This is a genomic window from Streptomyces sp. NPDC058685 (assembly GCF_042714725.1).
Lineage (GTDB): Bacteria > Actinomycetota > Actinomycetes > Streptomycetales > Streptomycetaceae > Streptomyces.
This window is the reverse complement of sequence record NZ_JBHXSL010000018.1, coordinates 90,355-115,648: the sequence shown is the minus strand read 5'-3', so window position 1 is coordinate 115,648 and position 25,294 is coordinate 90,355. Positions and strand designations below refer to the sequence as shown.

The 25,294-nt window shown below is 71.1% G+C and carries 27 protein-coding genes; 11 read left to right on the top strand and 16 right to left on the bottom strand.

The window, feature by feature from the left end; genetic code table 11:
- Positions 1-174: 174 nt before the first annotated feature.
- Positions 175-822: an HAD-IA family hydrolase gene (locus ACFWU3_RS17650; RefSeq protein ID WP_384437761.1), complete on the bottom strand. Its 648-nt coding sequence runs from the start codon at positions 820-822 to the stop codon at positions 175-177.
- 69 nt (positions 823-891) lie between these two features.
- On the opposite strand from ACFWU3_RS17650, the gene ACFWU3_RS17645 reads away from it, so the two are divergent.
- The gene (locus ACFWU3_RS17645; RefSeq protein WP_313947406.1) at positions 892-1,251 is read left to right on the top strand and encodes a hypothetical protein; all 360 of its coding nucleotides are present in this window, start codon (positions 892-894) and stop codon (positions 1,249-1,251) included.
- A gap of 2 nt (positions 1,252-1,253) precedes the next feature.
- Positions 1,254-1,691 (top strand): hypothetical protein, encoded by a 438-nt coding sequence (locus ACFWU3_RS17640; RefSeq protein WP_384437758.1) that lies wholly within the window; start codon positions 1,254-1,256, stop codon positions 1,689-1,691.
- 43 nt (positions 1,692-1,734) lie between these two features.
- Here ACFWU3_RS17640 and ACFWU3_RS17635 read toward each other — a convergent pair whose 3' ends face one another.
- The 3 genes from ACFWU3_RS17635 to ACFWU3_RS17625 form a co-directional block, all read right to left on the bottom strand.
- Complete coding sequence (locus ACFWU3_RS17635; RefSeq protein WP_313947404.1) at positions 1,735-2,238, bottom strand: GNAT family N-acetyltransferase; 504 nt, start codon at positions 2,236-2,238, stop codon at positions 1,735-1,737.
- Positions 2,239-2,274: 36 nt separating this feature from the next.
- The gene (locus tag ACFWU3_RS17630; RefSeq protein WP_384437755.1) at positions 2,275-2,835 is read right to left on the bottom strand and encodes a sigma-70 family RNA polymerase sigma factor; all 561 of its coding nucleotides are present in this window, start codon (positions 2,833-2,835) and stop codon (positions 2,275-2,277) included.
- 113 nt (positions 2,836-2,948) lie between these two features.
- Positions 2,949-4,100 carry a glycerophosphodiester phosphodiesterase gene (locus tag ACFWU3_RS17625; RefSeq protein WP_384437752.1) on the bottom strand — a complete coding sequence of 384 codons (1,152 nt, stop codon included), beginning with the start codon at positions 4,098-4,100 and terminating at the stop codon, positions 2,949-2,951.
- Between the two features lie 233 nt (positions 4,101-4,333).
- Here ACFWU3_RS17625 and ACFWU3_RS17620 point away from each other — a divergent pair, with 233 nt between their 5' ends.
- The gene (locus ACFWU3_RS17620; RefSeq protein WP_384437749.1) at positions 4,334-4,996 is read left to right on the top strand and encodes a lysophospholipid acyltransferase family protein; all 663 of its coding nucleotides are present in this window, start codon (positions 4,334-4,336) and stop codon (positions 4,994-4,996) included.
- A gap of 201 nt (positions 4,997-5,197) precedes the next feature.
- Here the strand turns inward: ACFWU3_RS17620 and ACFWU3_RS17615 are convergent, their stop codons facing one another.
- From ACFWU3_RS17615 to ACFWU3_RS17605, 3 genes are read right to left on the bottom strand one after another with little or no spacing between them, the layout of a single operon-like run.
- Entirely contained in the window at positions 5,198-6,739 is a 1,542-nt protein-coding gene (locus ACFWU3_RS17615; protein ID WP_384437747.1) for an MFS transporter, read from the bottom strand.
- The gene (locus ACFWU3_RS17610; protein ID WP_384437744.1) at positions 6,736-7,287 is read right to left on the bottom strand and encodes a TetR/AcrR family transcriptional regulator; all 552 of its coding nucleotides are present in this window, start codon (positions 7,285-7,287) and stop codon (positions 6,736-6,738) included. The genes ACFWU3_RS17615 and ACFWU3_RS17610 overlap by 4 nt, the downstream gene beginning before the upstream one ends.
- A gap of 34 nt (positions 7,288-7,321) precedes the next feature.
- Positions 7,322-8,662: a BTAD domain-containing putative transcriptional regulator gene (locus ACFWU3_RS17605; RefSeq protein WP_384437741.1), complete on the bottom strand. Its 1,341-nt coding sequence runs from the start codon at positions 8,660-8,662 to the stop codon at positions 7,322-7,324.
- Positions 8,663-8,803: 141 nt separating this feature from the next.
- Between ACFWU3_RS17605 and ACFWU3_RS17600 the strand changes: the two genes are divergently transcribed.
- The gene (locus ACFWU3_RS17600) at positions 8,804-9,334 is read left to right on the top strand and encodes a hypothetical protein (RefSeq protein WP_384437738.1); all 531 of its coding nucleotides are present in this window, start codon (positions 8,804-8,806) and stop codon (positions 9,332-9,334) included.
- A 104-nt stretch (positions 9,335-9,438) separates the two neighbouring features.
- Here ACFWU3_RS17600 and argH read toward each other — a convergent pair whose 3' ends face one another.
- Together argH and ACFWU3_RS17590 are read right to left on the bottom strand one after the other, a co-directional pair.
- A complete protein-coding gene (gene argH / locus ACFWU3_RS17595; RefSeq protein WP_384437735.1) occupies positions 9,439-10,866 on the bottom strand; it encodes an argininosuccinate lyase in 1,428 nt (475 codons plus the stop codon).
- A 92-nt stretch (positions 10,867-10,958) separates the two neighbouring features.
- Positions 10,959-12,152: an argininosuccinate synthase gene (locus tag ACFWU3_RS17590; RefSeq protein ID WP_327685163.1), complete on the bottom strand. Its 1,194-nt coding sequence runs from the start codon at positions 12,150-12,152 to the stop codon at positions 10,959-10,961.
- A 159-nt stretch (positions 12,153-12,311) separates the two neighbouring features.
- Between ACFWU3_RS17590 and ACFWU3_RS17585 the strand changes: the two genes are divergently transcribed.
- The 5 genes from ACFWU3_RS17585 (at position 12,312) to ACFWU3_RS17565 (ending at position 17,583) form a co-directional block, all read left to right on the top strand.
- Positions 12,312-13,724 carry a hypothetical protein gene (locus tag ACFWU3_RS17585; protein WP_384437732.1) on the top strand — a complete coding sequence of 471 codons (1,413 nt, stop codon included), beginning with the start codon at positions 12,312-12,314 and terminating at the stop codon, positions 13,722-13,724.
- A gap of 8 nt (positions 13,725-13,732) precedes the next feature.
- Complete coding sequence (locus ACFWU3_RS17580; RefSeq protein WP_384437729.1) at positions 13,733-14,326, top strand: pyridoxamine 5'-phosphate oxidase family protein; 594 nt, start codon at positions 13,733-13,735, stop codon at positions 14,324-14,326.
- A 226-nt stretch (positions 14,327-14,552) separates the two neighbouring features.
- Positions 14,553-15,920, top strand: a complete 1,368-nt coding sequence (locus ACFWU3_RS17575; RefSeq protein WP_384437795.1) for a ferric reductase-like transmembrane domain-containing protein — start codon at positions 14,553-14,555, stop codon at positions 15,918-15,920.
- 8 nt (positions 15,921-15,928) lie between these two features.
- Positions 15,929-16,813 carry an FMN-binding protein gene (locus tag ACFWU3_RS17570; protein WP_384437726.1) on the top strand — a complete coding sequence of 295 codons (885 nt, stop codon included), beginning with the start codon at positions 15,929-15,931 and terminating at the stop codon, positions 16,811-16,813.
- Complete coding sequence (locus ACFWU3_RS17565) at positions 16,813-17,583, top strand: FAD:protein FMN transferase (protein WP_384437724.1); 771 nt, start codon at positions 16,813-16,815, stop codon at positions 17,581-17,583. The genes ACFWU3_RS17570 and ACFWU3_RS17565 overlap by 1 nt, the downstream gene beginning before the upstream one ends.
- Positions 17,584-17,643: 60 nt before the next feature.
- On the opposite strand, the gene ACFWU3_RS17560 is transcribed toward ACFWU3_RS17565, so the two are convergent.
- The 6 genes from ACFWU3_RS17560 to ACFWU3_RS17535 form a co-directional block, all read right to left on the bottom strand.
- The gene (locus tag ACFWU3_RS17560) at positions 17,644-18,180 is read right to left on the bottom strand and encodes an arginine repressor (RefSeq protein ID WP_313947391.1); all 537 of its coding nucleotides are present in this window, start codon (positions 18,178-18,180) and stop codon (positions 17,644-17,646) included.
- Positions 18,181-18,187: 7 nt separating this feature from the next.
- The gene (locus ACFWU3_RS17555) at positions 18,188-19,396 is read right to left on the bottom strand and encodes an acetylornithine transaminase (protein WP_384437721.1); all 1,209 of its coding nucleotides are present in this window, start codon (positions 19,394-19,396) and stop codon (positions 18,188-18,190) included.
- Positions 19,393-20,292 (bottom strand): acetylglutamate kinase, encoded by a 900-nt coding sequence (gene argB, locus ACFWU3_RS17550; protein ID WP_313947389.1) that lies wholly within the window; start codon positions 20,290-20,292, stop codon positions 19,393-19,395. The genes ACFWU3_RS17555 and argB overlap by 4 nt, the downstream gene beginning before the upstream one ends.
- A complete protein-coding gene (gene argJ, locus ACFWU3_RS17545) occupies positions 20,289-21,440 on the bottom strand; it encodes a bifunctional glutamate N-acetyltransferase/amino-acid acetyltransferase ArgJ (RefSeq protein WP_384437718.1) in 1,152 nt (383 codons plus the stop codon). Before argJ ends, argB begins: the two co-directional genes overlap by 4 nt.
- Positions 21,441-21,528: 88 nt before the next feature.
- Complete coding sequence (argC, locus tag ACFWU3_RS17540) at positions 21,529-22,557, bottom strand: N-acetyl-gamma-glutamyl-phosphate reductase (RefSeq protein WP_384437715.1); 1,029 nt, start codon at positions 22,555-22,557, stop codon at positions 21,529-21,531.
- 80 nt (positions 22,558-22,637) lie between these two features.
- On the bottom strand, positions 22,638-23,129 hold the full coding sequence (locus ACFWU3_RS17535; protein ID WP_384437712.1) for an RrF2 family transcriptional regulator: 492 nt from the start codon (positions 23,127-23,129) through the stop codon (positions 22,638-22,640).
- A gap of 104 nt (positions 23,130-23,233) precedes the next feature.
- Here ACFWU3_RS17535 and ACFWU3_RS17530 point away from each other — a divergent pair, with 104 nt between their 5' ends.
- On the top strand, positions 23,234-23,983 hold the full coding sequence (locus ACFWU3_RS17530; protein ID WP_384437709.1) for an SDR family oxidoreductase: 750 nt from the start codon (positions 23,234-23,236) through the stop codon (positions 23,981-23,983).
- A gap of 27 nt (positions 23,984-24,010) precedes the next feature.
- Here the strand turns inward: ACFWU3_RS17530 and ACFWU3_RS17525 are convergent, their stop codons facing one another.
- A complete protein-coding gene (locus tag ACFWU3_RS17525; protein ID WP_384437707.1) occupies positions 24,011-24,415 on the bottom strand; it encodes a DUF5997 family protein in 405 nt (134 codons plus the stop codon).
- A 58-nt stretch (positions 24,416-24,473) separates the two neighbouring features.
- On the opposite strand from ACFWU3_RS17525, the gene ACFWU3_RS17520 reads away from it, so the two are divergent.
- Positions 24,474-25,259: a LysR substrate-binding domain-containing protein gene (locus tag ACFWU3_RS17520; protein WP_384437704.1), complete on the top strand. Its 786-nt coding sequence runs from the start codon at positions 24,474-24,476 to the stop codon at positions 25,257-25,259.
- Positions 25,260-25,294: the final 35 nt, after the last annotated feature.

The following is a 25,294-nucleotide window of genomic DNA, read 5'->3' as shown; positions in this document are numbered from 1 at the left end:
GCCCTCAGAAGGCGCACATTCGACACATACAACGAGCACCGGGCGTCGTGATCGCCTCGGTCGCAAGGGTGCGGCTGCTCGTCGTGGTCATGGCGGCAAGTAAACCAGACCGGCACGGCGGACGATCTCAGCTGTCCGAATAGCGGACAGCCCTGATACGGGAAATGGACGGAGTCACTCCGCTGCGGTGATCTCCAGGCCGGCACCGCTGACCTGCGCAGACACCGCCGAGAGATCACGGACGACGACATCGGCCGACAGCTCGGTCGCCGGGTGCGTTGTGGTCAAGGCCACGGTTCGCATGCCTGCGGCCCGCCCCGCTGCCAGTCCCGCCGGGGCGTCCTCGAAGACCACACAGCCCTCCGGTCGCACCCCGAGCCGGCGCGCGCCGAGCAGGAAGGGCTCCGGATCGGGCTTCCCCCGGGTGATGTCGTCGGCGGCGATGAGGTTCTTCGGGCGGATGCCGACCTCTTCGAGCCGGGCCTCGGCCAGCCGCCGCGTCGCGGAGGTGACGACGGCCCAGCGGTCGGCGGGCAGGCTGTCCAGGAGCTCGGCGGTGCCGGGCAGGAGCACGACTCCCCCGGCCACGTCCTCCACCTCCAGCTGCTCGATACGGGCCACGGCCTCGGGGACGACCGCGGCGGGCAGCAGGTCGGCGGCTATCTCCACGGCGGGACGGCCGTGCAGCTCGACGCGGGCGAAGTCCTCCGCGGTGATGCCGTACTCCCGCGCCCAACGGGTCCAGCAGCGGTACACCGACTCCATCGAGGAGACGAGGGTTCCGTCGTTGTCGAACAGCAGGGCTTCGGCGGGGATCTTCATGCTCCCGACCCTACGGGGCGCACCGGGGCCGCTCGCATCGGGCCTTTTGGCCCGTAATACGCTCGGGCCATGCTTGACGCCCTGACGGTCGCGGTCGCCGTGACCGCGCTCGCTCTCGCCGCCTGGTGCGGCTTCGCCGCCTATCGCGATCAGCCGACCAAGGACTGGCACTTCATCGGCATGGCCGTGGTGACCGTCCTCGCGCTGGCGCAGCTGGTGGTGGGCATCGTGCAACTGGCGCGCGGGCAGGAGGCGCACGAGGGCAACACGATCTTCGTCGCGTATCTCATCGGCTCGTTCCTCTCGGTCCCGGCCGCCGGGTTCCTGTCGCTGACGGAGCGGACCCGCTGGGGCTCGGCGACCGTCGCGGCCGGGGCCGTGGTCCTCGCGGTACTCGAAGTACGGCTCTACGACATCTGGGGAGGCTGACGATGGCCGAGCCCGTCACCGGCGAGAAGAACGGCCGACAGGAGCGGACCAGGCTCGTCCAGGGCCCCGGACTGCTGCTGGTGTGGCTGTACGGCGTGATGTCCGTCGGCGCGGTGTCGCGCTCGGTGTACCAGATCCTCACCGACTTCGGCAGCGCCCCGCTGGCGCATGTGCTCTCCGCCGTCGCAGCCGTGGTGTACGCGTTCATCACCTACACCCTGGTCCGCGGCGGGGAGAAGGCCCGCAGGGCGGCGCTGGTGTGCTGCGCCGCCGAGCTCGCGGGTGTCCTGATCGTCGGTACCTGGACCGTGCTGGATCCGTCCGCCTTCCCCGACTCGACGGTCTGGTCGGAGTACGGCATGGGCTATCTCTTCATTCCGGTGCTGCTGCCGATCACCGGAATGCTGTGGCTGCGCCGCTCACGCAGGCAGCCCGCGTAGGAAGTGGTTGCCGTGGGCACGGCCTACGCGGGCTGTCCGGGCACTATGCGCTGGCGACGAACTCCCGTGCGGCCGCTTCCTTCTGGAGCGTGACCAGCGTGAGTCGCGGGCCCACCTGCTCGCTGGAGACCTGTACGTATCCACGGCTGCGGTAGAGCCGCAGGTTGCTCTCGCTGCGGTGACCGGTGAACAGCTGGAAGCGCTTGGCCGCGGGCTCCGCGGCGAAGCCCTTCTCGATCGCGTCGAGCAACCTGCCGCCGAGACCGTGGCGCTGCATCCGCGGGTGCACGATGAGTTTGGCGATCCGGGCCGTCCCCTCCTCGTCGACCCGGCCGCGCACGGAGGCGATCACCTCGTCACCGAGCCTGGCCACCAGGGCGTGGCCCTGGTCGATCTCGGCCCGCAGATCGTCGAGTGACTGGGTGAGAGGCTCGATGCCGTAGTCCCCGTAGAGCTCGGCCTCGGCCTGGTAGCACAGATACTGCAGCTTGAGGATCTGCTCCGCGTCCTGTGCTCTCGCCGCTGAGATGGTCACGCTCATGCCCATGTGCGCACGCCTCCCGCTCACCTGTCCGCCGGTTGTCTACCGCTCCTTTCCCCCATGTTCAGGAGCCGCAACCTCTGTCGTGAGCATTCTGCGCAGGCATCCCAGGCAACGGGAACGCATCGGCCCCAGACTTCCTTGTGAGATACCCAACTCCCCTGCGATTTCCCGGTAGGTGGGGTCCTCGGGCGACAACATCGCAGTCAGCAGGCGCGGGCAGTTCCCGGGAGTGCGGGCCACGGCCGCCCGCAGAGTGCGGCGGCGTTCGGCGCGCAGCGCCGCCCGTTCCGGTCCGCCGGCCGGATCGGCCGGATCGGCCGGATCGGCCGGATCGGCCGAGAACTCGGTGCCGTACGGACGCTCCCGCGCTGCCGTGCGCCGGGCGCGCCGCGCCTCGGCCCGTACCGCGGACCTGACCCAGCGGGCCGCGTCCGGCGGCGGGCCGTCGCCGTCGAGTTGTTCGAACAGCCGCACCCACACGGCCTGTTCCAGATCGCCCGCGTCCATCGCCGCACCGAGGGCCTCGGCCGTCGCCTCCGCGCTCACCAACGGACGCAGGGCGCTGACGACATCAGCCGCGGAGTCATCGAGAAGCGTCATGCCCGGCGGGACGTGTCCCACAGGGGCGACGGTTGCCCCGCGGGCGCGCGGTCACCCGTACGGGCGGACAGGGCCTGCCCCCGCCGTACGCAGGGGCAGGCCGGCTCCCCGGGTCAGCCGCGGAAGTCCGCGGCGGCCAGCAGTCCGGTGTCGGCGTTGTCGGTGAAGATGCCGTCGATGCCGGTCTCGAAGTAGACCTTGAACGCGCCGAACGCGTCGCCGTAGGCGTTCGGGTCGCTGCCGCGCCGGAAGTCGGCGGGCAGGAAGCTGTTCTCGTTCCGCATGGTGTACGGGTGCAGGATCAGGCCCTTGGCGTGGGCGTCCCGCACCAGCGTCGTCGTCTTCGTCAGCTTGCCGTTGGCGTCCCTCGGGATGATGAGGTCGACCCACGGGCCGATGCCCTGGGCGAACGACGCGATCCACTTCAGGCCCTCGGGCTTGACGAGATCGGCGACCGTGCGCGGGTCCCCCGCCGTCACGAAGTCCCAGGGACGGGTGTTCGCGGCGTCGAACAGCACCACGCGCGGCGAGTCGACGAGCTTCGCCATCCGCTGCATGCTGCTCGGCTCGAACGACTGGAGGAACACGGGCGAGTTGCGGCGGTCGCGCCCGTAGCGGCGCAGCAGCTTGGCGAGCCGCTCCTCCAGCCCGAGGCCGATGCCCCGGAAGTACGTGGGGTGCTTGGTCTCGACGTGCAGCCACACCGGCCGGCCACGACGACGGCCCTCGGTCTCGGCCCAGCGCAGCACCTCCTCGAAGGAGGGCACGGTCCAGCGGCCGTCGTAGAGCGTGTTCTCCTGCCGGACGGCCGGAATCCGCTCCTTCGCACGGAGCGTCTTGAGCTCGGCGAGCGTGAAGTCCTCGGTGAACCAGCCCGTGAGGCTCACCCCGTCGACACTCTTCGTCGTTTTCCGCGCGGCGAATTCGGGATGGTTCGCCACATCCGTGGTACCCGTGATGTCGTTCTCGTGACGGCATACGAGATGGCCGTCCTTGGTGGGCACCAGGTCCTGCTCGATGACGTGCGCGCCCATGTCGAGCGCCAGCTGGTACGAGCCGAGCGTGTGCTCGGGCCGGTAACCACTGGCACCGCGGTGGGCGATGACCGTCGGGTACGGCAGGTCCTTGTATCCGCCGTGACCGCCGTGCCGTTCGGCAGCCCCGGACGGCGTGGCGGTGGCGCCGACACCGAGGGCTGCCGTGCCGAGTACCGCCGCTCCGAGAACAGTCCGGCGAGCCGGGCTTCCGTCCGAACCCTGCGTCATCGAGGTACCTCCATGTGATGTCCCGCACCTGTCGAGAGTCGCCCGATCGTAGGCAGCTACGCCTTACATACGGCAGACCCTGGACGAACGCGCCGGAAACACACGTCAACACTGCGTATCCGCTCCGTGAACCCGATGTGCGGTGGGGACAAGCCGCGAGTATCGTCCTCACCTGCACAGACTTGGCCGTCCGCTACCGTCCGTCCCTGAGACCGGAGGACCCGTTGTCCCGCTTGTCGCTCATCAAGGCCGTCCTAGGACCCTTCCTGCGCCTGATGTTCCGTCCACGGGTGGAGGGCACGGAGAACATTCCGGGCACCGGTCCTGTCATTCTCGCCGGCAACCACCTGACGTTCATCGACTCGATGATCCTGCCGTTGGTGTGCGCCCGTCCGGTGTACTTCATCGGCAAGGACGAGTACGTGACGGGCAAGGGACTCAAGGGCCGGGCCATGGCCTGGTTCTTCACGGGCTGCGGGATGATCCCCGTCGACCGCGACGGCGCCAACGGCGGAGTGGCGGCCCTGATGACCGGACGGCGCGTGCTTGAGGAGGGCAGGATCTTCGGCATCTACCCCGAGGGCACCCGCTCCCCCGACGGCCGGCTGTACCGGGGCCGCACCGGCATCGCCCGGCTCACGCTGATGACCGGCGCGCCGGTGGTCCCGTTCGCGGTGATCGGCACGGACAAGCTCCAGCCGGGCGGCGCGGGCCTGCCGCGCCCGGGCCGGGTGACGATCCGCTTCGGTGAGCCGATGGAGTTCTCCCGCTACGAGGGCATGGACCGCGACCGCTATGTGCTGCGGGCGGTGACGGACTCGGTGATGACCGAGGTCATGGAGCTGTCGGGCCAGGAGTACGTGGACATGTACGCCACGAAGGCGAAGGCGGCGTAGGCCCGCCGAGGCGCTGACGAACCGCTCCGCGGTACGGGGCCGTTGACCGGCTGAGCCGACTGCCCGCACGACGCAAAGCGAAGGGCCGGGACCTGATGAGGGTCCCGGCCCTTCGCCGTACGTCAGTGCTCCACGCCGCCGCCGTACGTCAGCTCCGCACGCGGTCGTCGTGCGTCAGCGCCGCACGCGGTCCGTCGTGCGTCAGTGCTCCAGGCCGCTTTCGAGGCGCTGGCCGCGCAGCAGGAACCACGCCGCGATCGCCGTCGCGAACAGCACGGCCGAGCCCACCGCGCCCGCCACGTGGAACCCCTCCGTGAACGCGTTCTGCACCGAGGAGAGCAGCGCCTCGCCCTGGTGCGCGGGCAGGCCCTCGGCCACCTCCACCGCGCCGCCGAGCGAGTCCCGGGCCGCTTCCGCCGCACCGGCCGGTACACCCTGCGGGACCGTGAAGTCCCGGTATACGCCCGTCACGACGGTGCCCAGCAGGGCGATGCCGAGCGCCGCACCCAGTTCGTACGCCGTCTCGGAGACGGCCGACGCGGCGCCCGCCTGCTCCTTGGGCACCGTGGACAGGATGACGTCCGCGGTCACGGTGAACGCGAGTCCCGCACCCAGTCCACCGACGAACAGGGCCACCCCGAGCATCAGCGCGGAGGTGTCGGCCGTCAGCAGGGTGCAGGCCGCGAGGGCCAGACCCACGGCCGCCAGGCCCGTCGAGACGGCGCTGCGCACGGAAGCGCGGCGTGCCGCGTAGCCGGCGAGCAGACCGGCGCCCACCGCTCCGATCGCCGCGGGCAGTTCGATGAGCCCGGCCTCCAGGGGCGAGCGCCCCTGGACGAGCTGGAGGAACTGCGAGAGGAAGAACACCAGTCCGGACAGTCCGAGAATGGTCAGCAGATCCGCCAGCACCGCTCCGGAGAAGCCCTTGTGGTGGAAGAGGCGTACGTCCAGAAGCGGCGAGGGCAGCGTCAACTGCCGTCGTACGAACCAGACGAGCGCCGTGATGCCGATGACCGCGGCCCCGCACGTGTCCGGGCGCAGGCCGTGCACGGTCGCTTCCTTGACGGCGTACACGACGGCGACGATGCCGATCAGCGAGAGGGCGACGCTGATGAGGTCCCAGGGGCCGGGGTCGGGGTTGCGCGACTCGGGGAGCAGCTTGACGCCGACGACCACCAGCACCGCCATGACCGGCAGATTGATGAGGAAGACCGAGCCCCACCAGAAGTGCTCCAGCAGGAACCCACCGACGACGGGCCCGACCGCGGCGCCCGCCGACGCGGCGGCGCCCCAGATGCCGACCGCGACGCTGCGCTCCTTGGGGTCGTGGAAGATGTTGCGGATCAGGGCCAGCGTGGAGGGCATCAGCGTGGCACCGGCGATGCCGAGGAGCGCGCGGGCCAGGATCATCATCTCGGGGCTGGACGCATAGGCGTTGAGCACCGACACCGCGCCGAACGCGACCGCGCCCGTCAGCAGCAGCTTCTTGCGTCCGATGCGGTCACCGAGGCTGCCCATGGAGACGAGCAGACCGGCGATGACGAACGAGTAGACATCGCCGATCCACAGCAGCTGGGTGCCGGACGGCTTCAGGTCCTCGCTGAGGTAGGGGGTCGCGAGGCCGAGCACGGTGGCGTCGACCGCGACGAGCAGCACCGCCAGGACCAGGACCGCCAGGGCGAGCCACCGGCCGGGCGCGCGCACGGTCTCGTGTGCCGTCGTCCGCTGGTCGGTTGTGCTCATTTCTCCACGCTCCGTCGTGCTCCGCCGAGCAGCAGCTCGGCGATCATGAATTGGTAGTCCTTGCCGGCGACCCGGCCGTCCTGCACCGCCCAGGCGCACGAGCCGATCAGCCCGTACAGCGCCTCGGTGAGCCAGGCAGGGGTGAGGTCGATGCGGAAGTCGCCCTCGTCCTGGCCGCGGCGGAACAGCGCCGAGACCCGGGCGTCGAGCCTGGCCCAGCCCTCGTTGACCTCTTCGCCCTCGAACAGCTGGTTCTCGGTGACGAGGAAGGCGAGCAGCCCGGCACTCGGCTCGGTCGCGGCGATGAGCCGGCGCAGCGCCTCGGGAGCCGGTCCCTCCGCGAGGCGGGCGGCGTCGAGGGCCGCCTCGAACTCGCGGATCCCGAGGTCCTCGAGCGCCCGCACGAGCGCCTCCCGCCCGGCGAAGTGCCGGTGCAGGGTGGCGCGTCCGATACCGGCGGCCCTGGCGACCTCGTCCATCGTGGACGTCGCCTTACGGGAGAGAAGGCCGGCGGCGGTCCGCAGTACCTGCTCACGATCCACAGTCATGAGACAAGCATAGACCATATGAGACATCAATGTCTCATTCCTGGATCGGGTGCCCCTTTCCGCAGGTGCCGAGGCTGCACCACCGGCGGCGGCCGCTCTCGTCGAGGAAGAGCCAGCCGCATGCTTCGCCGGGGCAGGCGCGGATCAGGAACCGGCGGGGGTCGGCGAGCAGGTCGGCGGCGCTGCGGGCGACGGCCCAGAGCGGGAGCCGCAGCCCGGCGCCGGGAGGGAGCCGCCAGCGGCCCAGACCGTCCTCACCGCGGACGAACACCGAGGCCCTGGCGGCCTCCTCGGCCACGGCGGCCACCGCGGTGAAGGCGCGCCCGTCGTCCGGCGCGCTCAGGCAGGCGTACAGCCGGCCGCGGAAGTCCCGTGCCTCCTCCAGCGCCGCGACCGCCTCGGCCGGACGGCGGCGCGCCTGTTCCAGCAGCCGGGAGACGAGCCGGTCCTCGGCCAGGTCCAGATGTCCGGCCCAGACGGCGAGGGTCGAATAGCCGCGCAGCCACTCCGAGCCGGGAAGCTCCGGCCCGCCCCAGCCGGCGTAGGTGTTGCAGAACTCCAGTGCCGGATGACCGCTCGTGTTCCACGGCAGCCATTCCTCGTTCACGCGTACCGCGTGGACGGGCGCGGGCGGACGGTCCAGACGGGGATCGGCCCGGAGCATACGGTCGTGCAGGGTGCGCAGCCCGGTGCCCGGTTCGACGCCGAGCTCGGCGACCAGGAACCGGCGGGTGCCGCGGTACAGCGCGAGGGCATCGGCCTGGCGGCCGCCGCGGTACAGGGCGGTCATCCGGGCCGCGACGAGCCGTTCGCGATCCGGGTGCTCCGCGGCCGGCAGCGCCAGATCGGCCACCACGCTCTCGTGCAGGCCCATCGCCAGCTGGGCCTCGGCCCGCTGCTCCAGTGCGGACAGCCGCAGGTCGCCGAGCGAGCCGCCGATGCGCTCGCGCAACCGGGGCCCGGCGACGTCGGCGAGCAGCGGGCCCCGCCAGAGCGCGAGCGCCCGGTCGTGCAGACGCACCCGCTGGGCGGGGTCCCCCGTGGCGGTGGCCTCGCGGACGAGACGGACGAACTCACGGGCGTCGACGACGTGGGTGTCCGGCTCGACGGCGTAGCCGTCGTGACGGGTGTCGAGGCGCAGCCCGTACGGCACGAGCGCGGCCCGCAGCCGTCCGATGTACGTGTGCACGGTGCCGCGTGCGGACGCGGGCGCGACACCGTCCCACAGGAGGTCGATGAGCCGGTCGGTGGTCACCACGGCGCCCGCCTCCAGCAGCAGGATCGCCAGCAGACAGCGTTCCTGGCGACGGCCGGCCACCAGGACCCGCTGTCCTTCGTGACGGGCCTCGAACGGCCCGAGCAGCTGGAACTCCATGAACCGCGGAGCCTAGCCGGGCGGTTCGGCGCCGCCCAGACGTCTTTCGACGGTGGTGAGAGTGTGGTCAGCGGCCGGGGAGAAGGTGGCCGGGTCCCGATCCCGCTTCCTCGCGGATCTCACCGAGCTCACGGAGTGACCATGCGAACTGCTGTTGCCGTGCGACGAACCGCCCTTGCCCTGACGGCGCTTGCCACTGCGCTGCTGTGCCCGGCGGCGGTCGCGTCGGCGGCGGAGACCGCCCCCGGCTGGGAGCCGGCGCCGTCCCCGCCGTTCGATCTCGCCGCGGGCGTGCGCTGCGACTTCCCGGTCCACGGCGAACCGCTGGTCGACGAGGTGGTCCGGCGCGTTGTCGAGCGGTACCCGGACGGCGCGGCGAAGCGCGTGGCGTACAAGGGAGATCTGGTCGTCCGGGTCACGAACACCGGGACCGGTGACTTCTATGACGCCGACGTGAGCGGCACGGCGCTTGTCGACCACCGCACCGACGGCTCCCAGTTCTGGTCCGTCCTGGGCCCGGTGCTGGTCGGCGTCGGGGAAGGGAGCGGCAATCTGCCCCGCAGTCTGTACGTCGTCGACGGGCTCTACACCATGGACATCAGCGCGACCGGCCACAAGACGGTCACCATGGCCCACGGCACGAGGACCGACATCTGCGAGCAGATCGACTGACCGCGGACCGGCCCGTGCGCGTCGGGCGGCCGGCTGTCCAGCCCGGCCGCCCGAACGCCCGGCCGCGCGACCGCCCGACCGCCCGTCCGCCCGACGCGAGGTGGTCAGCCCTTCGCCCGCGCCCACGCGTGCTGGATCACCAGGTCCGCCTTCACCTCGGACAGCTGCGTGGCCACCGCCGACGGCGCCGTACCGCCGCGCCCGTTCCTCGACGCCAGCGCCCCCGGGACGTTCAGCACACCGCGCACCTCCGGCGTCAGATGCTCCGAGATCTTCGCGAACTGCTCGTCGGTCAGCTGGTCCAGTTCGATCCCCTGCTGCTCGCACTCCTTCACGCACTCACCCGCGACCTCGTGCGCCACCCGGAACGGCACGCCCTGCCGGACCAGCCACTCCGCGATGTCCGTCGCCAGCGAGAAGCCCGCCGGGGCCAGTTCCTCCATCCGCTCCCGGTTCACCGTGAGCGTGGCCATCATGCCGGTGAAGGCGGGGAGCAGGACCTCCAGCTGGTCGCAGGAGTCGAAGACCGGCTCCTTGTCCTCCTGGAGGTCGCGGTTGTACGCGAGCGGCAGCGCCTTGAGCGTCGCCAGCAGGCCCGTGAGGTTGCCGATGAGGCGCCCCGACTTGCCGCGCGCCAGCTCCGCGATGTCCGGGTTCTTCTTCTGCGGCATGATCGACGAGCCGGTGGAGAAGGCGTCGTGGAGCGTGACGAAGGAGAACTCCTTCGTGTTCCAGATGATGATCTCCTCCGCGATGCGCGAGAGGTTCACGCCGATCATCGCGGTGATGAAGGCGAACTCCGCCACGAAGTCACGCGATGCCGTGCCGTCGATCGAGTTGCCGGCGGAACCGTTCTCGAAGCCGAGGTCCTTCGCCACCGCCTCCGGGTCGAGCCCGAGCGAGGACCCGGCGAGGGCGCCCGAACCATACGGGGACACGGCCGTCCGCTTGTCCCACTGCCGCAGCCTCTCCGCGTCCCGGGAGAGCGACTGCACATGGGCGAGGACGTGGTGGGCGAACAGCACGGGCTGGGCGTGCTGAAGGTGCGTACGGCCGGGCATCGCGACCTCGGGATGCGCCTCGGCGAGGCCCACCAGCGCGTCCTGGAGCTCGGCGACGAGGCCGCCGATGATCCGGGCGTGGTCGCGCAGGTACATCCGGAAGAGCGTCGCGACCTGGTCGTTGCGGGAGCGGCCGGCCCGCAGCTTGCCGCCGAGGTCGGGGCCGAGCCGCTCCAGCAGCCCCCGCTCCAGCGCGGTGTGGACGTCCTCGTCGGCGATGGTGCCGACGAACGAACCGTCCGCGACGTCCGTCTCCAGCTGGTCGAGCCCCGCGAGCATGCGCGTCAGCTCGTCCTCGGTGAGCAGCCCCGCCTTGTGGAGCACCCGGGCGTGCGCGCGGGAGCCGGCGATGTCGTAGGGCGCGAGGCGCCAGTCGAAGTGCACCGACGCGGACAGCTTCGCCAGCGCCTCTGCCGGGCCGTCGGCGAACCGGCCGCCCCAGAGCCGGACGTCACCGTTGTTGCTGCTCACAGCTGAAGCTCCTCAGGAGGATGGATGAACCACTGCCTCCCCGCCGCGGAGGTACGGGGAGGCAGCTGTCGCGTGCACGGGGAATCAGGGAATCAGGCGAGGTCGCGCTTGGCGGCGATCTTCGCGGAGAGTCCGAAGAGTTCGATGAAGCCCTGCGCCTTCGACTGGTCGAACGTGTCGCCCGAGTCGTAGGTGGCGAGGTTGAAGTCGTACAGCGACTCCGTGGACTTCCGGCCGGTGACGACGGCGCGGCCGCCGTGCAGCGTCATCCGGATGTCGCCCGTCACGTGCTGGTTGGCCTCGTTGATGAAGCCGTCCAGGGCGCGCTTGAGGGGGGAGAACCACAGGCCGTCGTAGACGAGCTCGCCCCAGCGCTGCTCGACCTGCCGCTTGTACCGGGCCAGCTCGCGCTCGACCGTGACGTTCTCGAGCTCCTGGTGCGCGGTGATCAGCGCGATCGCGCCCGGGGCCTCGTACACCTCACGGGACTTGATGCCCACGAGCCGGTCCTCGACCATGTCGATCCGGCCGATGCCCTGGCCGCCGGCCCGCTCGTTGAGCTGCTGGATGGCCTGGAGGACGGAGACGGGCTTGCCGTCGATCGCGACCGGGACGCCCTCCTTGAAGGAGATGACGACCTCGTCGGCCTCACGCTGCTCGGCGGGGTTGGAGGTGTACTCGTAGATGTCCTCGATCGGACCGTTCCAGATGTCCTCCAGGAAGCCGGTCTCGACGGCCCGCCCGAAGACGTTCTGGTCGATGGAGTACGGCGACTTCTTGGTGGTCGCGATCGGGAGCTGCTTGTCCTCGCAGAAGGCGATCGCCTTGTCCCGGGTCATCGCGTAGTCACGGACCGGGGCGATGCACTTCAGCTCGGGGGCGAGGGCGACGATGCCGGCCTCGAACCGCACCTGGTCGTTGCCCTTGCCGGTGCAGCCGTGGGCGACCGTGGTGGCGCCGTGCTTCTTGGCGGCGGCGACGAGGTGCTTGACGATCGTCGGCCGGGAGAGGGCGGAGACCAGCGGGTAGCGGTCCATGTAGAGGGCGTTGGCCTTGATCGCCGGGAGGCAGTACTCCTCGGCGAACTCGTCCTTCGCGTCGGCGACCTCGGCTTCCACAGCACCGCAGGCGAGCGCGCGCTTGCGGATGACGTCCAGGTCCTCGCCGCCCTGGCCGACGTCCACGGCAACGGCGATGACCTCGGCGCCCGTCTCCTCGGCGATCCAGCCGATGGCGACGGAGGTGTCCAGACCGCCTGAGTAGGCGAGTACGACGCGCTCGGTCACGGGTTTCTCCTTACGATGCATTCGGTGATGGGTATAACTATGCAAGGCACCGTATGTTTTGTCAAAGAGGTTCCACCCCTCGCCCCTGACCTGCGGTAATCAAGATGCCCCAGCGCCGGCGGCCCCCTACTCTCCAGGCAACGGACCTGGGGAGGGGCCATGGAAGCGGTGGACGTGAGCGCCGGGCAGAGGGCGGCGGCGCGCCTGGCCGGCGGGGCTCGCCCGGCCGACGCATGGAACGGTGAGGACCCGGCCGCCTGGCTCGCGCTCGACCTCGGTGTGCGATCATCCGGCCGGAACGGCTACGGCACCGACGACGCCGCACACGCCAGGCCCGAGATCGCGCTCTGTCACGGGGACGGCCGGCGCCGCCGAGCCGCGCTCGTCGAGGCCGCCGGCGACACCGCCCTGCTGCCCCTGGTCGCGATCCGGTGCGCGGACTGGGCCGAGCCCGTCAGGGAGACCGCGCGCGATCTGCTGTCGGCCGCCCTGGCATGCGATCCCGGGACCGTACTGCGCACCCTGACCCCGCTCGTACTGCGGCTCGGCGGGCGTGAGCAGGGCCGGTGGGCACGGGACCGGTTCGAGGAGGCACTGAGGGGGCAGCCGTACGCAGTCACCGCCCGGCTGCTGGAAAGCGGCGACCGGGCCACGCGACGGCTGGCCGCCGGCATTCTGCTGGATGCGCATGCCCTGGGCGCGGTGGAACTGGCCGGTCGGGCCGCCGTCGAGCGGGACACGGCGCTCGCCGGGCGCTGGGCCGATGCCGCCGTCGCCACCATGGACGCGGCGGACCACGACGAGGTCGTCGCCGTGCTGCTCGGCAGCCGGCTGCCCTCCGTACGGTCGGCCGGTGTCACGTCGCTGCACCGCACGGGCCGCGGCGCCGACGCGGCATCCTGGCTGACCGACCGGTCGGGGCTCGTACGGGCCTGCGCACGCTGGGCCCTGCGGCAGAGCGGGACCGATCCGCACGCGGTCTACCGCGGTCTGTGCGCCGACCCGGCGACCGTGACCCCCGGCGCCGCGATCGGGCTGGCCGAGTGCGGGGACAACGCCGACGCCGACCCGCTGACGACCCTGGCCCGGCACCCGGACGGCGCCGTACGGGCCAGGGCACTGGCGGGACTTCGCCTGCTCGACGCGACCCGGACGCAGTTGATGCGGGATCTGCTCGACGACCCCCACCCAGGCGTCGTACGGGAGGCGTCACTGGCCCTCCTGCCGTCCGCCGGCACCCTCCCCGAGGCCTGGCTGCGCGAACGGCTGGCTCCCGGGCGGGCGCGGGCCTCACGGATCGCGGCCTTCCGGCTGCTCAGTGCGCAGGGCGGGACGGCCGCGCTGCGGGCCGCCGTGGACCTGCTGGCCGACGAGGACGCCACACTGCGCCGCAGGGGCGGGGAACTGGCGCTGATATGCCTGTTCCCCTACCCGGACCCACGACTGCCGCGTCACGACCCCGAGGTCGGGGAGCTGGTGGACCGCAGTGCGGCTCTGATGAGCAACTACGTACGGGAGAGGGTGCGTTCACACCTCGGACTCGGCCGCTCGGAGCCGTCCGCCGGCGGATGATCCTCCGTATGGGACAGCGCTACGCACGTATCGACGGCCGTATCCGCACCTTCATCGAGCAGCAGCCGGTGTTCTTCACCGCCACGGCGCCCCTGGCCGGGGACGGGCACGTCAACCTCTCCCCCAAGGGCCGCAGCGGCAGCCTCGTGGTCATCGACGAGCAGACCCTCGCCTATCTGGACTTCGGCGGCAGCGGCGCCGAGACCGTCGCCCATCTGCGGGAGGAGGGGAACGGCCGGATCACGCTGATGTGGTGCGCGTTCTCCGGCCCGCCCAAGGTGCTGCGGGTGCACGGGACCGGGGAGGCGGTCTTCCGCGACGATCCCCGCTGGTCCGACTACATCGGCCACTTCGCGGAGGTCGACGGGCCGTCCGCCCGCGCGATCGTGGTCGTCCACGCCCGCCGTATCAGCGACGCATGCGGCTTCGCGGTGCCCTTCATGGACTACCGCGAGGAGCGCACCCAGCACGCGGAGCACTTCGGCCGGAAGACGGACGAGGAGTTCGCCGCCTACTGCGCGAAGAAGGACCACGTGGGGGTGAGCCTGGACGGGCTGCCGGCGCTGCCGCTGCCTCTCGCGGCCCGTACGGACACCGTCTGACGCAGGACATCGTCCGAGGCAGGGGCGCGGACGGCAGCGCCGGCGCCCCGGCCCCGGTCCGGTCCGGCCGCCGCCCGGGACCGTCACCGGACGCACGGCCCCCACACGTTACCCACGCCCGCGCCCGCGTCACGGCAGAACCCGGAACCCCACCGGTTGAACTCCCGCCGCTCCGCATCCGTATCCAGGTACGCGAACGAGGCGCAGCCGAGGAGCAGTCGTGACGATGTTGCAGAACGGTCGGGCCGCCAGACGCCAGACCATGCGGGCGATCCGGCCCCAGCGTGACCCGGCGGTGGTGTTGTTGGCCATCGCGTGGGTGGGGGCGGCGGCCGTGCTGTCCCTGTGGTGGCAGAACACGGCCGTGGTGCACATGGACACCGCCGAGTGGCTGGTCGGGGCCGGCCGGCTCACCGGTCTGCTCGGCGGATACATGATCGCGCTGGTGGTCCTGCTGATGGCGCGCGTTCCCGCGCTGGAGCGGCGGGTGGGTTCCGACAGGGTGACGCGATGGCACGCGATGAGCGGCCGCTACGCGATCTGCCTGATCGTCACGCATGTCGTGATGACCGTGTGGGGCTACTCCGTGCAGGCCGACACGGGTGTGGTCGAGCAGACCGTCACCGTCGTCGTCGACTTCCCCGAGATGATCAAGGCGACGATCGGTACCGGTCTCCTGCTCTTCATCGGCTTCGTCTCGGCCGGCATGGTGCGCCGGAAGATGGCGTACGAGACCTGGTACTACCTGCACCTGCTGACGTATGTCGCGGTGTATCTGACCTTCTGGCACCAACTCTCCACCGGGGCCGAGTTCGTCGCCGACTCCACGGCCCGCACCGTCTGGTACGCCCTGTACGGGACCGTCGGCGCCCTGCTGCTCTGGTACCGCGTGCTGGCGCCGGTCCGGCTGAACCTCTGGCACCGCATGCGGGTCGAGTCGACCGTGGACGAGGCCCCCGGGGTGGTCTCCGTGCTGATCAGCGGCCGCCGGCTGCACCGGCTCGGCGCCGAGGCGGGGCAGTTCTTCCGCTGGCGCTTCCTCACCAAGGGCCTGCGCTGGAGCGCCAATCCGTACTCGCTCTCGGCCCCGCCCCGGCCCAATCTGATGCGGATCACCGTCAAGGCCGTCGGCAGGCACAGCACGGCGCTGTCCCGGCTGGAGCCGGGGACCCGGGTCTGGGCGGAGGGTCCGTACGGCGCGATGACCGCCGGCCGGCGCAGCCGCAACAAGGTGCTGCTGATCGCGGGCGGCGCCGGAATCACCCCGCTGCGGGCGCTTTTCGAGACGCTGCCCGGCGGGCCGGGGGACCTGACGCTGCTCTACCGGGCCAGCAAGACCCAGGACCTGGCGCTGTGGAGCGAACTCAAGGAGATCGCCCGCAACCGCGACGCTCAGTTGATGTACGCCGTGAACGGTCCGGACGGAGCCCGGCCCGAGATCACCGCCGAGCGGCTGAAGGAAGTACTGCCCGACATCGACAGTCACGACGTGTACCTCTGCGGACCGCCCGGTCTCGCCGAGGAGTCCTACCAGGCACTGCGTGAAGCCGGAGTGCCGTCCCGCCGGATCCACCACGAGTCCTTCGAGATGTGAGGCCGTCCGTGAAGAGGAAACACCCGCTGCGCCGGGTCATGATCGGCATCGCCGCCACGGCGTCCGGCGTCGTGCTGCTGCTCGCTCTGAAGCAGCCGGGCACCACGGTGGCCGAGGCGTCCGCCGGTTCCCAGGTACCTCCGGGCGGTTCGGCGTCGGCCGCCGGCGGGCAGACGGTGCTCGGGGACGCCGCCGGTACGCAGTACGGCGACGTCCAGGTCCAGCTGACCCTCAGCGGCGGCAGAATCACCGGCGCCCAGGCGGTGAAGGCGCCCGACGCCGACGCCAACAGCCGGCAGATCGCCGCCAGCGCCATCCCCAAGCTCAACCAGGCGGTGATGGCGGCCCAGAGCGCCGACATCGACGCCGTCTCCGGCGCCAGCTACACCAGCAAGGGCTACATCACATCCCTCCAGAGCGCGCTGGACAAGGCCGGGGCGGCCGCCCCGGGCGCGGGGGCCTCGGGCGGTACGGGAAGCGGCGAAGCGGCGGCACCGCCGCCCGCGGCGGACCCGGGAGCCGGCAAGGACCCGGGAGCCGGCGAGGACCCGGGAGCGGGTGCCGACCCCGGCGCGGGCGCGGACCCCGGCTCCGGTGCGGGAGCCGGCGACGCGGCGCCGAAGACCGTGCTCGGCGACGTGGCCGACACGCAGTACGGCCCGGTGCAGGTCAAGATCACGGTCAGCGGCGGCAGGATCACCGCGGCGGACGCGGTGAAGGCACCGAACAGCGACGCCAACAGCCGCCAGATCGCCGCCAACGCCGTACCCAAGCTCAACCAGGCCGCGGTCACGGCGCAGAGCGCCGGCATCGACGCCGTCTCCGGCGCCAGCTACACCAGCAAGGGCTACATCACCTCCCTCCAGAGCGCCATCGACAAGGCGGGCCTGTGATGTCCGGCGGGACGCGACTGCGTCATGTCGAGCACTCGATGGGCACGGTCTTCTCGTTCGACATCCGGATGGCCGCCGCCGACTCCCCTCGGGTGCGTGCCGGGCTCGCGGCCGCCGTGGCCGGTCTGCACCGCGTCGACGAGATCTTCTCGACGTACCGCGAGGACAGCCAGATCAGCCGGCTGGCCCGGCGCGAGATCACGATAGACGACTGCGTCACGGAGGTCGCCGAGGTCTTCCGGCTGTGCGAGGACGCCGAGCGCGAGAGCGACGGCTGGTTCACCGCGCGCTATGCCGGCGGCCTCGATCCGACCGGCGTGGTCAAGGGCTGGGCGGTGGAGTGCGCGGTCCGGATGCTCGCCTCCTCCGGCGCCGATGCGGTCTGCCTCAACGGCGGCGGTGACATCCAACTGCACGGCGGTCCCTGGCGGGTGGGGGTGTCGGACCCGCTGCACCCCGGCGAGCTCGTCACCGTGATCGAGGCCGAGGACGGTCTGGCCGTCGCCACGTCCGGCCCGGCCGAGCGCGGCTGCCACATCCTCGACCCGCACACCCGGCGGCCCCCCGCGGACGGCATCGCCTCGATGACGGTCGTCTGCCCGGGCCTGACGGAGGCGGACGCCCGGGCGACCGCCGCGTACGCGATGGGCGACCGGGCCCGCGGCTGGCTGGAGGACCTCACGGGCACCGAGGCGTTCGCGGTCCTCGCCGACGGCAGCACCTGGCAGACCAGCGGATTCGCCCGCCACTCGGCGCAGTTGCCGGCCTGACGACGCAGTCGGCCGCCTGACGATGTGGCCACCCGCCCGACGGGCCCCGACCGGGGCCCGTCAGCGGTCGTTCTGGGCCAGGCGCAGCAGATGGTCGGCGAGCGCCTGGCCGCCGAGCGGGTCACGGCTGATCAGCAGCAGGGTGTCGTCACCCGCGATGGTGCCGAGGATGTCGCGCAGTTCGGCCTGGTCGATGGCCGAGGCGAGGAACTGGGCCGCCCCGGGGGGTGTGCGCAGGACGACGAGATTGGCCGACGCCTCCGCCGAGATGAGCAGTTCACCGGAGAGGCGGCGCATCCGCTCCTCCTTCGCCGACTCCCCCAGCGGCACGTGCGGCGTACGGAAGCCGCCCTCGCTGGGCACCGCGTAGATCAACTCACCGCCCGTGTTGCGGATCTTCACGGCGCCGAGCTCGTCGAGGTCCCGGGAGAGCGTCGCCTGGGTGACGCTCAGCCCGTTGTCGGCGAGGAGCTTGGCGAGCTGGCTCTGCGAGCGCACCGGCTGCCGGTTGAGGATGTCCACGATCCGGCGGTGGCGGGCCGTACGGGTCTGCGGCACGGCCGGCCCGCCGTGCTCGGTGTCCTGCGCATCGCTCATCGTCGTCTCATTCTCCGGATCGTCCTTCCCCGCCTGCCGCGTCGAGAACACCGGGCAACGCCCGGATGAACGCGTCCACATCGGCCTCGCCGATGGTCAGGGGCGGCATCAGCCGTACGACATCGGGGGCCGGGGCGTTCACCAGGAAGCCGGCGCTCTGAGCCGCCTGCTGCACCTGTGGCGCGAGGGGCTCGTTGAGCACGATACCCAGCAACAGGCCCGCACCACGGACATGGGAGATCAGAGGATGGCCCGGCCGGTCGGCGGAGCCCTCGATTCCGTCACGGATCCTCTCGCCGAGGCGCTTGACCTCGTCAAGTACTCCGTCGGCGGCCAGCGTGTTCAGCACCGCGAGACCCGCGGCGCAGGAGACCGGGTTCCCGCCGAAGGTCGTGCCGTGATGACCGGGCTTCAGCAGGTCCGCGGCCTCACCGAAGACCACGGTCGCCCCGAGCGGCAGCCCTCCGCCGAGCCCCTTGGCGAGGGTGACGACGTCCGGCTCGACGCCCTGGTGGGCCTGGTGCTCGAACCAGTGGCCAGTGCGCCCGATGCCGGTCTGGACCTCGTCGAGGACGAGCAGCGTTCCGGTGGCCCGGGTGATCTCCCGGGCGGCCTCCAGATATCCCTTGGGCGGTACGACCACGCCGTTCTCGCCCTGGATCGGCTCGATGACGACGAGCGCGGTCTCCTCGGTGACGGCGGCCCGCAGCGCGTCCGCGTCGCCGTACGGGACATGGGTGACATCGCCCGGCAGCGGCAGGAACGGCTCACGCTTGCCCGGCTGGCCGGTCAGCGCGAGGGAGCCCATGGTCCGGCCGTGGAAGCCGCCGTCGGTGGCGACCATGTGCTGACGGCCCGTCAGGCGGCCGATCTTGAAAGCGGCTTCGTTGGCCTCTGCGCCGGAGTTGCAGAAGAAGACGCGTCCGGGACGCCCGAAGAGCTGGATGAGGCGTTCGGCGAGCGCGAGCGGAGGCTCGGCGGAGTAGAGGTTGGAGACATGGCCGAGCGAGGAGATCTGCCGGGTCACGGCCTCCACGACGGCGGGGTGCGCGTGGCCGAGCGCGTTGACGGCGATGCCGCCGACGAAGTCGGTGTACGCCGTGCCGTCGGCGTCCCAGACGGTGGCGCCCTCACCGCGGACCAGCGACAGCTGGGGCGTGCCGTAGTTGTCGGTCATCACGTCCCGCCACCGCTGGGCGAGTTCCTGGTTGGTCATGGTTCCCCCTGTCCGTCGGGCACGACCATCGTGCCGATGCCCGAGTCGGTGAAGATCTCCAGCAGGATCGAGTGCGGCACCCGGCCGTCGATGACGCGTGCGGTGTTGACGCCGTTGCGTACGGCGAACAGGCAGCCCTCCATCTTGGGGACCATGCCGCTCGCGAGCTCCGGCAGCAGCTTCTCCAGCTGACCGGCGGTGAGTCTGCTGATCACCTCGTCGCTGTTGGGCCAGTCCTCGTACAGGCCCTCGACGTCGGTGAGGACCATCAGCGTTTCGGCACCCAGCGCCGCAGCGAGTGCCGCAGCCGCCGTATCAGCATTGACGTTGTAGACATGTCCGTCGTCCTGTGAGCGGGCGATCGAGGAGACGACCGGGATCCGGCCGTCTGCGAGGAGGGCCTCGATCGCGCCGGTGTCGATCGCGGTGATCTCCCCGACGCGGCCGATGTCGACCAGTTCGCCGTCGATCGTGGGCCGGTGCTTGGTGGCGGTGATGGTGTGCGCGTCCTCGCCGGTGAGGCCGACGGCGAGCGGGCCGTGCTGGTTCAGCAGTCCGACGAGCTCGCGCTGGACCTGGCCGGACAGGACCATCCGTACGACGTCCATCGCCTCCGGCGTGGTGACCCGCAGACCCGCCTTGAACTCGCTGACCAGCCCGTGCCGGTCGAGCTGGGCGTTGATCTGGGGGCCGCCGCCGTGCACGACGACCGGTTTGAGGCCGGCCTGCCGCAGAAAGACGACGTCCTGGGCGAAGGCCGCCTTGAGGTCCTCGTCGACCATCGCGTTGCCGCCGAACTTCACGACGACGATCTTGCCGTTGTGCCGGGTCAGCCAGGGCAGGGCCTCGATGAGGATCTGCGCCTTCGGCAGCGCGGTGTGCTTGCGGGTGCTCATGACGAGTACGCGCTGTTCTCGTGGACGTAGTCGGCCGTCAGGTCGTTGGCCCAGATGACGGCGGACTCGGAGCCGGCGGAGAGGTCGGCGGTGATCCGCACCTCGCGGTAGCGCATGTCGACGAGGTCGCGGTCCTCGCCGACTCCGCCGTTCTTGCAGACCCACACGCCGTTGATGGCGACGTTCAGCCGATCGGGCTCGAACGCGGCGCGCGTGGTGCCGATCGCCGAGAGCACCCGGCCCCAGTTCGGGTCCTCGCCGTGGATGGCGCACTTGAGCAGGTTGTTGCGGGCGATGGACCGGCCGACCTCGACGGCGTCGTCCTCGGTGGCGGCACCGGTGACCTCGATACGGATGTCCTTGGAGGCGCCCTCGGCGTCACCGATGAGCTGACGGGCCAGGTCGCCGCAGACCGTGCGCACTCCCTCGGCGAACGCGTCGTACTCCGGCGCCGTCCCGGACGCGCCGGATGCCAGCAGCAGCACGGTGTCGTTCGTGGACATACAGCCGTCGGAGTCGATGCGGTCGAAGGTGAGCCGGGTCGCGTCCCGCAGCGCCGTGTCGAGTGTGGAGCTGTCGAGGTCGGCGTCGGTGGTCAGGACCACGAGCATGGTGGCGAGGCCCGGCGCGAGCATGCCCGCGCCCTTCGCCATCCCGCCGACGCTCCAGCCCTCGCCCTCGTACACGGCGGTCTTGTGCACGGTGTCGGTCGTCTTGATCGCGATGGCCGCCTTCTCGCCACCGTGCTCCCCGAGCTGAGCCGCGGCCTTCTCGATGCCGGGCAGCAGCTTGTCCATCGGCAGCAGTAGACCGATGAGGCCGGTGGAGGCCACCGCGACCTCGCCGGCGCTGTGGCCGAGGACGTCGGCCACCTTCTCCGCGGTGGCGTGGGTGTCCTGGAAACCCTGCGGGCCCGTACAGGCGTTGGCGCCGCCGGAGTTGAGAACGACCGCGGTGACCTCACCGCCCTTGAGGACCTGCTCGGACCACAGGACGGGCGCGGCCTTGACGCGGTTGGAGGTGAAGACGCCCGCGGCGGCGCGACGCGGCCCGTTGTTGACCACGAGGGCCAGGTCCGGGTTGCCGCTCTCCTTGATCCCGGCCGCGATGCCCGCCGCCGTGAATCCCTTCGCTGCCGTGACGCTCACTTCTTCTCCTCGTTCGCTTCTCCGCCCGCGCGGCACGCGGGCGCGGCTGCCGGGTCACTCTGCAGCCGGCCGGCTGCGTGTACGCCGCTCACGGAGCGACTCCCGTCAGGGAAAGACCGGTGTCCTCGGGAAGCCCGAGGGCGATGTTCATGCTCTGCACCGCACCGCCGGCGGTGCCCTTGGTGAGGTTGTCGATGGCGCTGATCGCGATGAGACGGCCGGCGGCCTCGTCGTACGCGACCTGGATCTGGACGGCGTTGGAGCCGTACACGGACGCGGTGGCGGGCCACTGCCCCTCCGGCAGGAGGTGGACGAAGGGCTCGTCCGCCAGGGCCTTCTCGTAGGCGGTCCGTACGTCATGGGCCGTGGTGCCCGGCTTCGCCTTGGCGGAGCAGGTGGCGAGGATGCCGCGGGACATCGGCGCCAGGGTGGGCGTGAAGGACACGGTGACCGGCTCTCCCGCGGCCGCGCTGAGGTTCTGGATCATCTCGGGCGTGTGCCGGTGTCCGCCGCCGACGCCGTACGGGCTCATGGAGCCCATCACCTCGGAGCCCAGCAGATGCGCCTTGGGCGACTTGCCGGCGCCGGAGGTACCGGACGCCGCGGTGATCACGGCCTCGGGCTCGGCAAGGCCCGCGGCGTACGCGGGGAACAGCGCGAGCGACACGGCTGTGGGATAACACCCGGGCACCGCGATCCTCCGGGCACCGGCGAGCGCGGTACGGGCCCCCGGCAGCTCGGGCAGCCCATAGGGCCAGGTCCCCGCGTGCGGTGAGCCGTAGAACTTCTCCCAGTCGGCGGCGCTGTGCAGCCGGAAGTCGGCGCCCATGTCGATGACGAGGACATCGTCCCCGAGCTGCTCGGCGACCTCGGCGGACTGCCCGTGCGGGAGGGCGAGAAAGACGACGTCGTGCCCGTCGAGCACGTCGGCGGTGGTGGGCTCCAGCACCCGCCCGGCGAGCGGCAGCAGATGGGGCTGGAGTCCGCCGAGCTTCTGACCTGCGTTGGAGTGCCCGGTGAGCGCGCCGATCTCGACGTCGGGGTGGGCGATGAGGAGACGCAGCAGTTCCCCACCCGCGTATCCACTCGCTCCGGCCACTGCTGCGCGTACTGCCATCGGGTCCTCCTCGTCGATGGCATGACTATACGTAGCACCGCAGCTTTATGCAAAGGTTTTGAGTGATCAGCCGCTGCCCCTCAGCTGTCGGCACCCCTGTCAGCGTTCAGCCACGCCCCGATCGTCGGTAGCGCTTCGGGCCCGCTGTCCTGCTCGACCGAGCCCGCGAGATCGGCCACCGAAACACTCGCCAGCGACGCCCGCCAGGCGGCATCCGCCGCACCCATCGCGCGGGCGATGGGACACGCCTTCGCGCACTCCTCGGGCGGCGTCCCGAACGGACCCCGCTGACGGATCTCCGTGCACACGAACGCCGGGTTCGCCCCGTCGACCGCCTGCACCACATCCAGGAGCGAGATCTCGCCGGCGGCCCTGGTCAGGACGTATCCACCCGTCTTGCCCTGGACGGACTTCACCAGACCCGCCCGGGACAGGGCCTGCATCTGCTTCGCCAGATAGCTGGGCGAGACATCGTGCAGCTCCGCCAGACGCGCCGCCGGGACCGGCTCGGTCGCCGCGGTCAGCACCACGCAGCAGTGCAGCGCCCACTCCACGCCGCCGGACAGTTTCATGCACCCTCCAGTTGACTCGGACAAAGACTATCCGAGTAGTATCCCGGACAACAGATATCCGAGTTTGCGCGGACAGTGAACCCTGTTCACGGAAGGACACGATCATGAAGATCACCGTCATCGGAGCCACCGGGCTGATCGGCTCGCAGCTCATCTCCAGGCTCTGCGACGCCGGACACGAGGTGACCCCCGCGTCACTGTCGACCGGCGTCGACCTGCTCACCGGCGAGGGTCTCGACCAGGCGCTCGCGGGCGCGGACACGGTCGTCAACGTGACGAACTCGCCCACGTTCGACGAAGCCTCACCGGACTTCTTCCGCACCACCATGGGGAATCTGCTGGCCGCGGGCGAGCGCGCGGGCGTCGGTCACCAGGTGATCCTGTCCATCGTGGGCGTCGACCTGGTGCCGCAGCTGGACTACTACCGGGCGAAGACGCTTCAGGAGGAGCTGCTGCGGCAGGGGCCCACGGCGTACTCGATCGTCCGCGCGACGCAGTTCTTCGAGTTCATGAACGCGGTCATGTCGTGGACCTCCGACGACCGAACGGTCCGGCTGCCGTCCACCCGTATCCAGCCCATCGCCGCGGCAGACGTCGTCGACGCCCTCGCCGACGTCGCCATGGCCCCGCCGCTCGGCGGCTCGGTCGATGTCGCGGGTCCGGATGTCTTCACGCTGGACGAGCTCGGCCGTCTCACGCTGGCGGACCGGCAGGACGGGCGCACCGTCGTCACCGACGACGAGGCGGGCATGTTCGCCGCCACCGACGACGGCGTGCTTGTCCCGGGGCCCGGCGCCCGCCTGGCCGCCACCCACTACAAGGACTGGCTCAGCGCCTCTCGCCGGTCCGTGTGACCGGCGATCGCCCGAGCGCGGAGAAGGTCAGGAACGCGGACCGCGAGGCTGATCGGCCCGCTCCGCGTTCTTCTCCTTGATGCGCACCGCTTCCTTGCGGACCTCGGCCTGGGTGGCGCGTTCCTTCTGCAGCCACTCGGGCAGGTCCTCCTTCAGCGCGTCGATCTGCTCCGTGGTGAGCGCGTCGGTCACTCCGCCGCGGGCGAGGCCCGCGATGGAGACGCCGAGCTTCGCCGCGACCACCGGACGGGGGTGCGGGCCGTTGCGTCGCAGCTCCTGCAGCCACTCGGGCGGGTCTGCCTGGAGGGCGTTCAGCTCGGTGCGTGAGACGACACCCTCCTGGAACTCGGTGGGGGTGGCCTCGAGGTACACACCCAGCTTCTTCGCCGCGGTCGCGGGCTTCATCGTCTGGGTGGTCTGGTGCGACGTCATGGTGTCAAGGGTATCGAGCGTGTGCGCCCCCTCCGACCACGACCGGTAGCCTGGCCCGGTGACAGGCTCGGAAGCATCCCCTTCGTTCCGGCTGGCGTATGTCCCGGGAGTGACGCCCACGAAGTGGGTGCGGATCTGGAACGAGCGGCTGCCAGACGTCCCCCTGACTCTCGTCGCGGTCTCCCCCGCCGAGGTCTTCGACGTGTTGCGCGACGGCGGCGCGGACGCCGGGTTCGTGCGGCTGCCGGTCGACGGAGCGGACCTCAGCGCGATCCCCCTCTACACCGAGACGACCGTGGTCGTGGTCCCGAAGGACCACGTCGTGGCAGCGGTCGACGAGGTGTCCTCCGAGGATCTGGCCGACGAGATCGTGCTGCACCCCCTCGACGACACCCTCGACTGGGAGCAGCCGCCCGGCCGGCCCGCGTACGAACGGCCCGCGACGACGGCGGACGCCATCGAGCTGGTGGCGGCCGGAGTGGGGCTGCTCGTCGTACCCCAGTCACTGGCCCGCCTGCACCACCGCAAGGACCTCACCTACCGACCGGTGTCCGGCACCGCCGAGTCGCGCATCGCGCTGTCGTGGCCGGAGGACCGGACCACCGATCTGGTGGAGGACTTCATCGGAATCGTGCGCGGGCGGACGGTCAACAGCTCCCGCGGTCGTACTCAGTCGCAGCCTGAGCCGAAGAGCAAGCGCCCCGAAGCGGGAGGCGCACGACGCAAGCCCGCGGCCAAGTCGGGCGGCGGCGCGTCTACGGGCAGGGGCCCGCGGAGCGGTTCCGGCGGTGCCAAAGGCGGCGCGAAGGGCAGCAAGCGCGGCAAGCCGCGCCGCCGTTCCTAGCCCGACTCCCTGACCCTCCTCGCCGCTACCGCGAA

What these genes read in the sequence shown, in the direction of transcription:
- ACFWU3_RS17580 (WP_384437729.1), top strand. Translation starts at nt 13,733, where the DNA reads ATGGGACAGCGCTACGCACGTATCGACGGCCGTATCCGCACCTTCATC.
- ACFWU3_RS17635 (WP_313947404.1), bottom strand. Translation starts at nt 2,238, where the DNA reads ATGGGCATGAGCGTGACCATCTCAGCGGCGAGAGCACAGGACGCGGAG.
- ACFWU3_RS17575 (WP_384437795.1), top strand. Translation starts at nt 14,553, where the DNA reads ATGTTGCAGAACGGTCGGGCCGCCAGACGCCAGACCATGCGGGCGATC.
- argB (WP_313947389.1), bottom strand. Translation starts at nt 20,292, where the DNA reads ATGAGCACCCGCAAGCACACCGCGCTGCCGAAGGCGCAGATCCTCATC.
- argC (WP_384437715.1), bottom strand. Translation starts at nt 22,557, where the DNA reads ATGGCAGTACGCGCAGCAGTGGCCGGAGCGAGTGGATACGCGGGTGGG.
- ACFWU3_RS17650 (WP_384437761.1), bottom strand. Translation starts at nt 822, where the DNA reads ATGAAGATCCCCGCCGAAGCCCTGCTGTTCGACAACGACGGAACCCTC.
- ACFWU3_RS17600 (WP_384437738.1), top strand. Translation starts at nt 8,804, where the DNA reads ATGCGAACTGCTGTTGCCGTGCGACGAACCGCCCTTGCCCTGACGGCG.
- ACFWU3_RS17640 (WP_384437758.1), top strand. Translation starts at nt 1,254, where the DNA reads ATGGCCGAGCCCGTCACCGGCGAGAAGAACGGCCGACAGGAGCGGACC.
- ACFWU3_RS17645 (WP_313947406.1), top strand. Translation starts at nt 892, where the DNA reads ATGCTTGACGCCCTGACGGTCGCGGTCGCCGTGACCGCGCTCGCTCTC.
- ACFWU3_RS17615 (WP_384437747.1), bottom strand. Translation starts at nt 6,739, where the DNA reads ATGAGCACAACCGACCAGCGGACGACGGCACACGAGACCGTGCGCGCG.
- ACFWU3_RS17585 (WP_384437732.1), top strand. Translation starts at nt 12,312, where the DNA reads ATGGAAGCGGTGGACGTGAGCGCCGGGCAGAGGGCGGCGGCGCGCCTG.
- ACFWU3_RS17630 (WP_384437755.1), bottom strand. Translation starts at nt 2,835, where the DNA reads ATGACGCTTCTCGATGACTCCGCGGCTGATGTCGTCAGCGCCCTGCGT.
- ACFWU3_RS17625 (WP_384437752.1), bottom strand. Translation starts at nt 4,100, where the DNA reads ATGACGCAGGGTTCGGACGGAAGCCCGGCTCGCCGGACTGTTCTCGGA.
- ACFWU3_RS17555 (WP_384437721.1), bottom strand. Translation starts at nt 19,396, where the DNA reads ATGACCAACCAGGAACTCGCCCAGCGGTGGCGGGACGTGATGACCGAC.
- ACFWU3_RS17530 (WP_384437709.1), top strand. Translation starts at nt 23,234, where the DNA reads ATGAAGATCACCGTCATCGGAGCCACCGGGCTGATCGGCTCGCAGCTC.
- ACFWU3_RS17525 (WP_384437707.1), bottom strand. Translation starts at nt 24,415, where the DNA reads ATGACGTCGCACCAGACCACCCAGACGATGAAGCCCGCGACCGCGGCG.
- ACFWU3_RS17535 (WP_384437712.1), bottom strand. Translation starts at nt 23,129, where the DNA reads ATGAAACTGTCCGGCGGCGTGGAGTGGGCGCTGCACTGCTGCGTGGTG.
- ACFWU3_RS17605 (WP_384437741.1), bottom strand. Translation starts at nt 8,662, where the DNA reads ATGGAGTTCCAGCTGCTCGGGCCGTTCGAGGCCCGTCACGAAGGACAG.
- ACFWU3_RS17560 (WP_313947391.1), bottom strand. Translation starts at nt 18,180, where the DNA reads ATGAGCGATGCGCAGGACACCGAGCACGGCGGGCCGGCCGTGCCGCAG.
- ACFWU3_RS17565 (WP_384437724.1), top strand. Translation starts at nt 16,813, where the DNA reads ATGTCCGGCGGGACGCGACTGCGTCATGTCGAGCACTCGATGGGCACG.
- ACFWU3_RS17610 (WP_384437744.1), bottom strand. Translation starts at nt 7,287, where the DNA reads ATGACTGTGGATCGTGAGCAGGTACTGCGGACCGCCGCCGGCCTTCTC.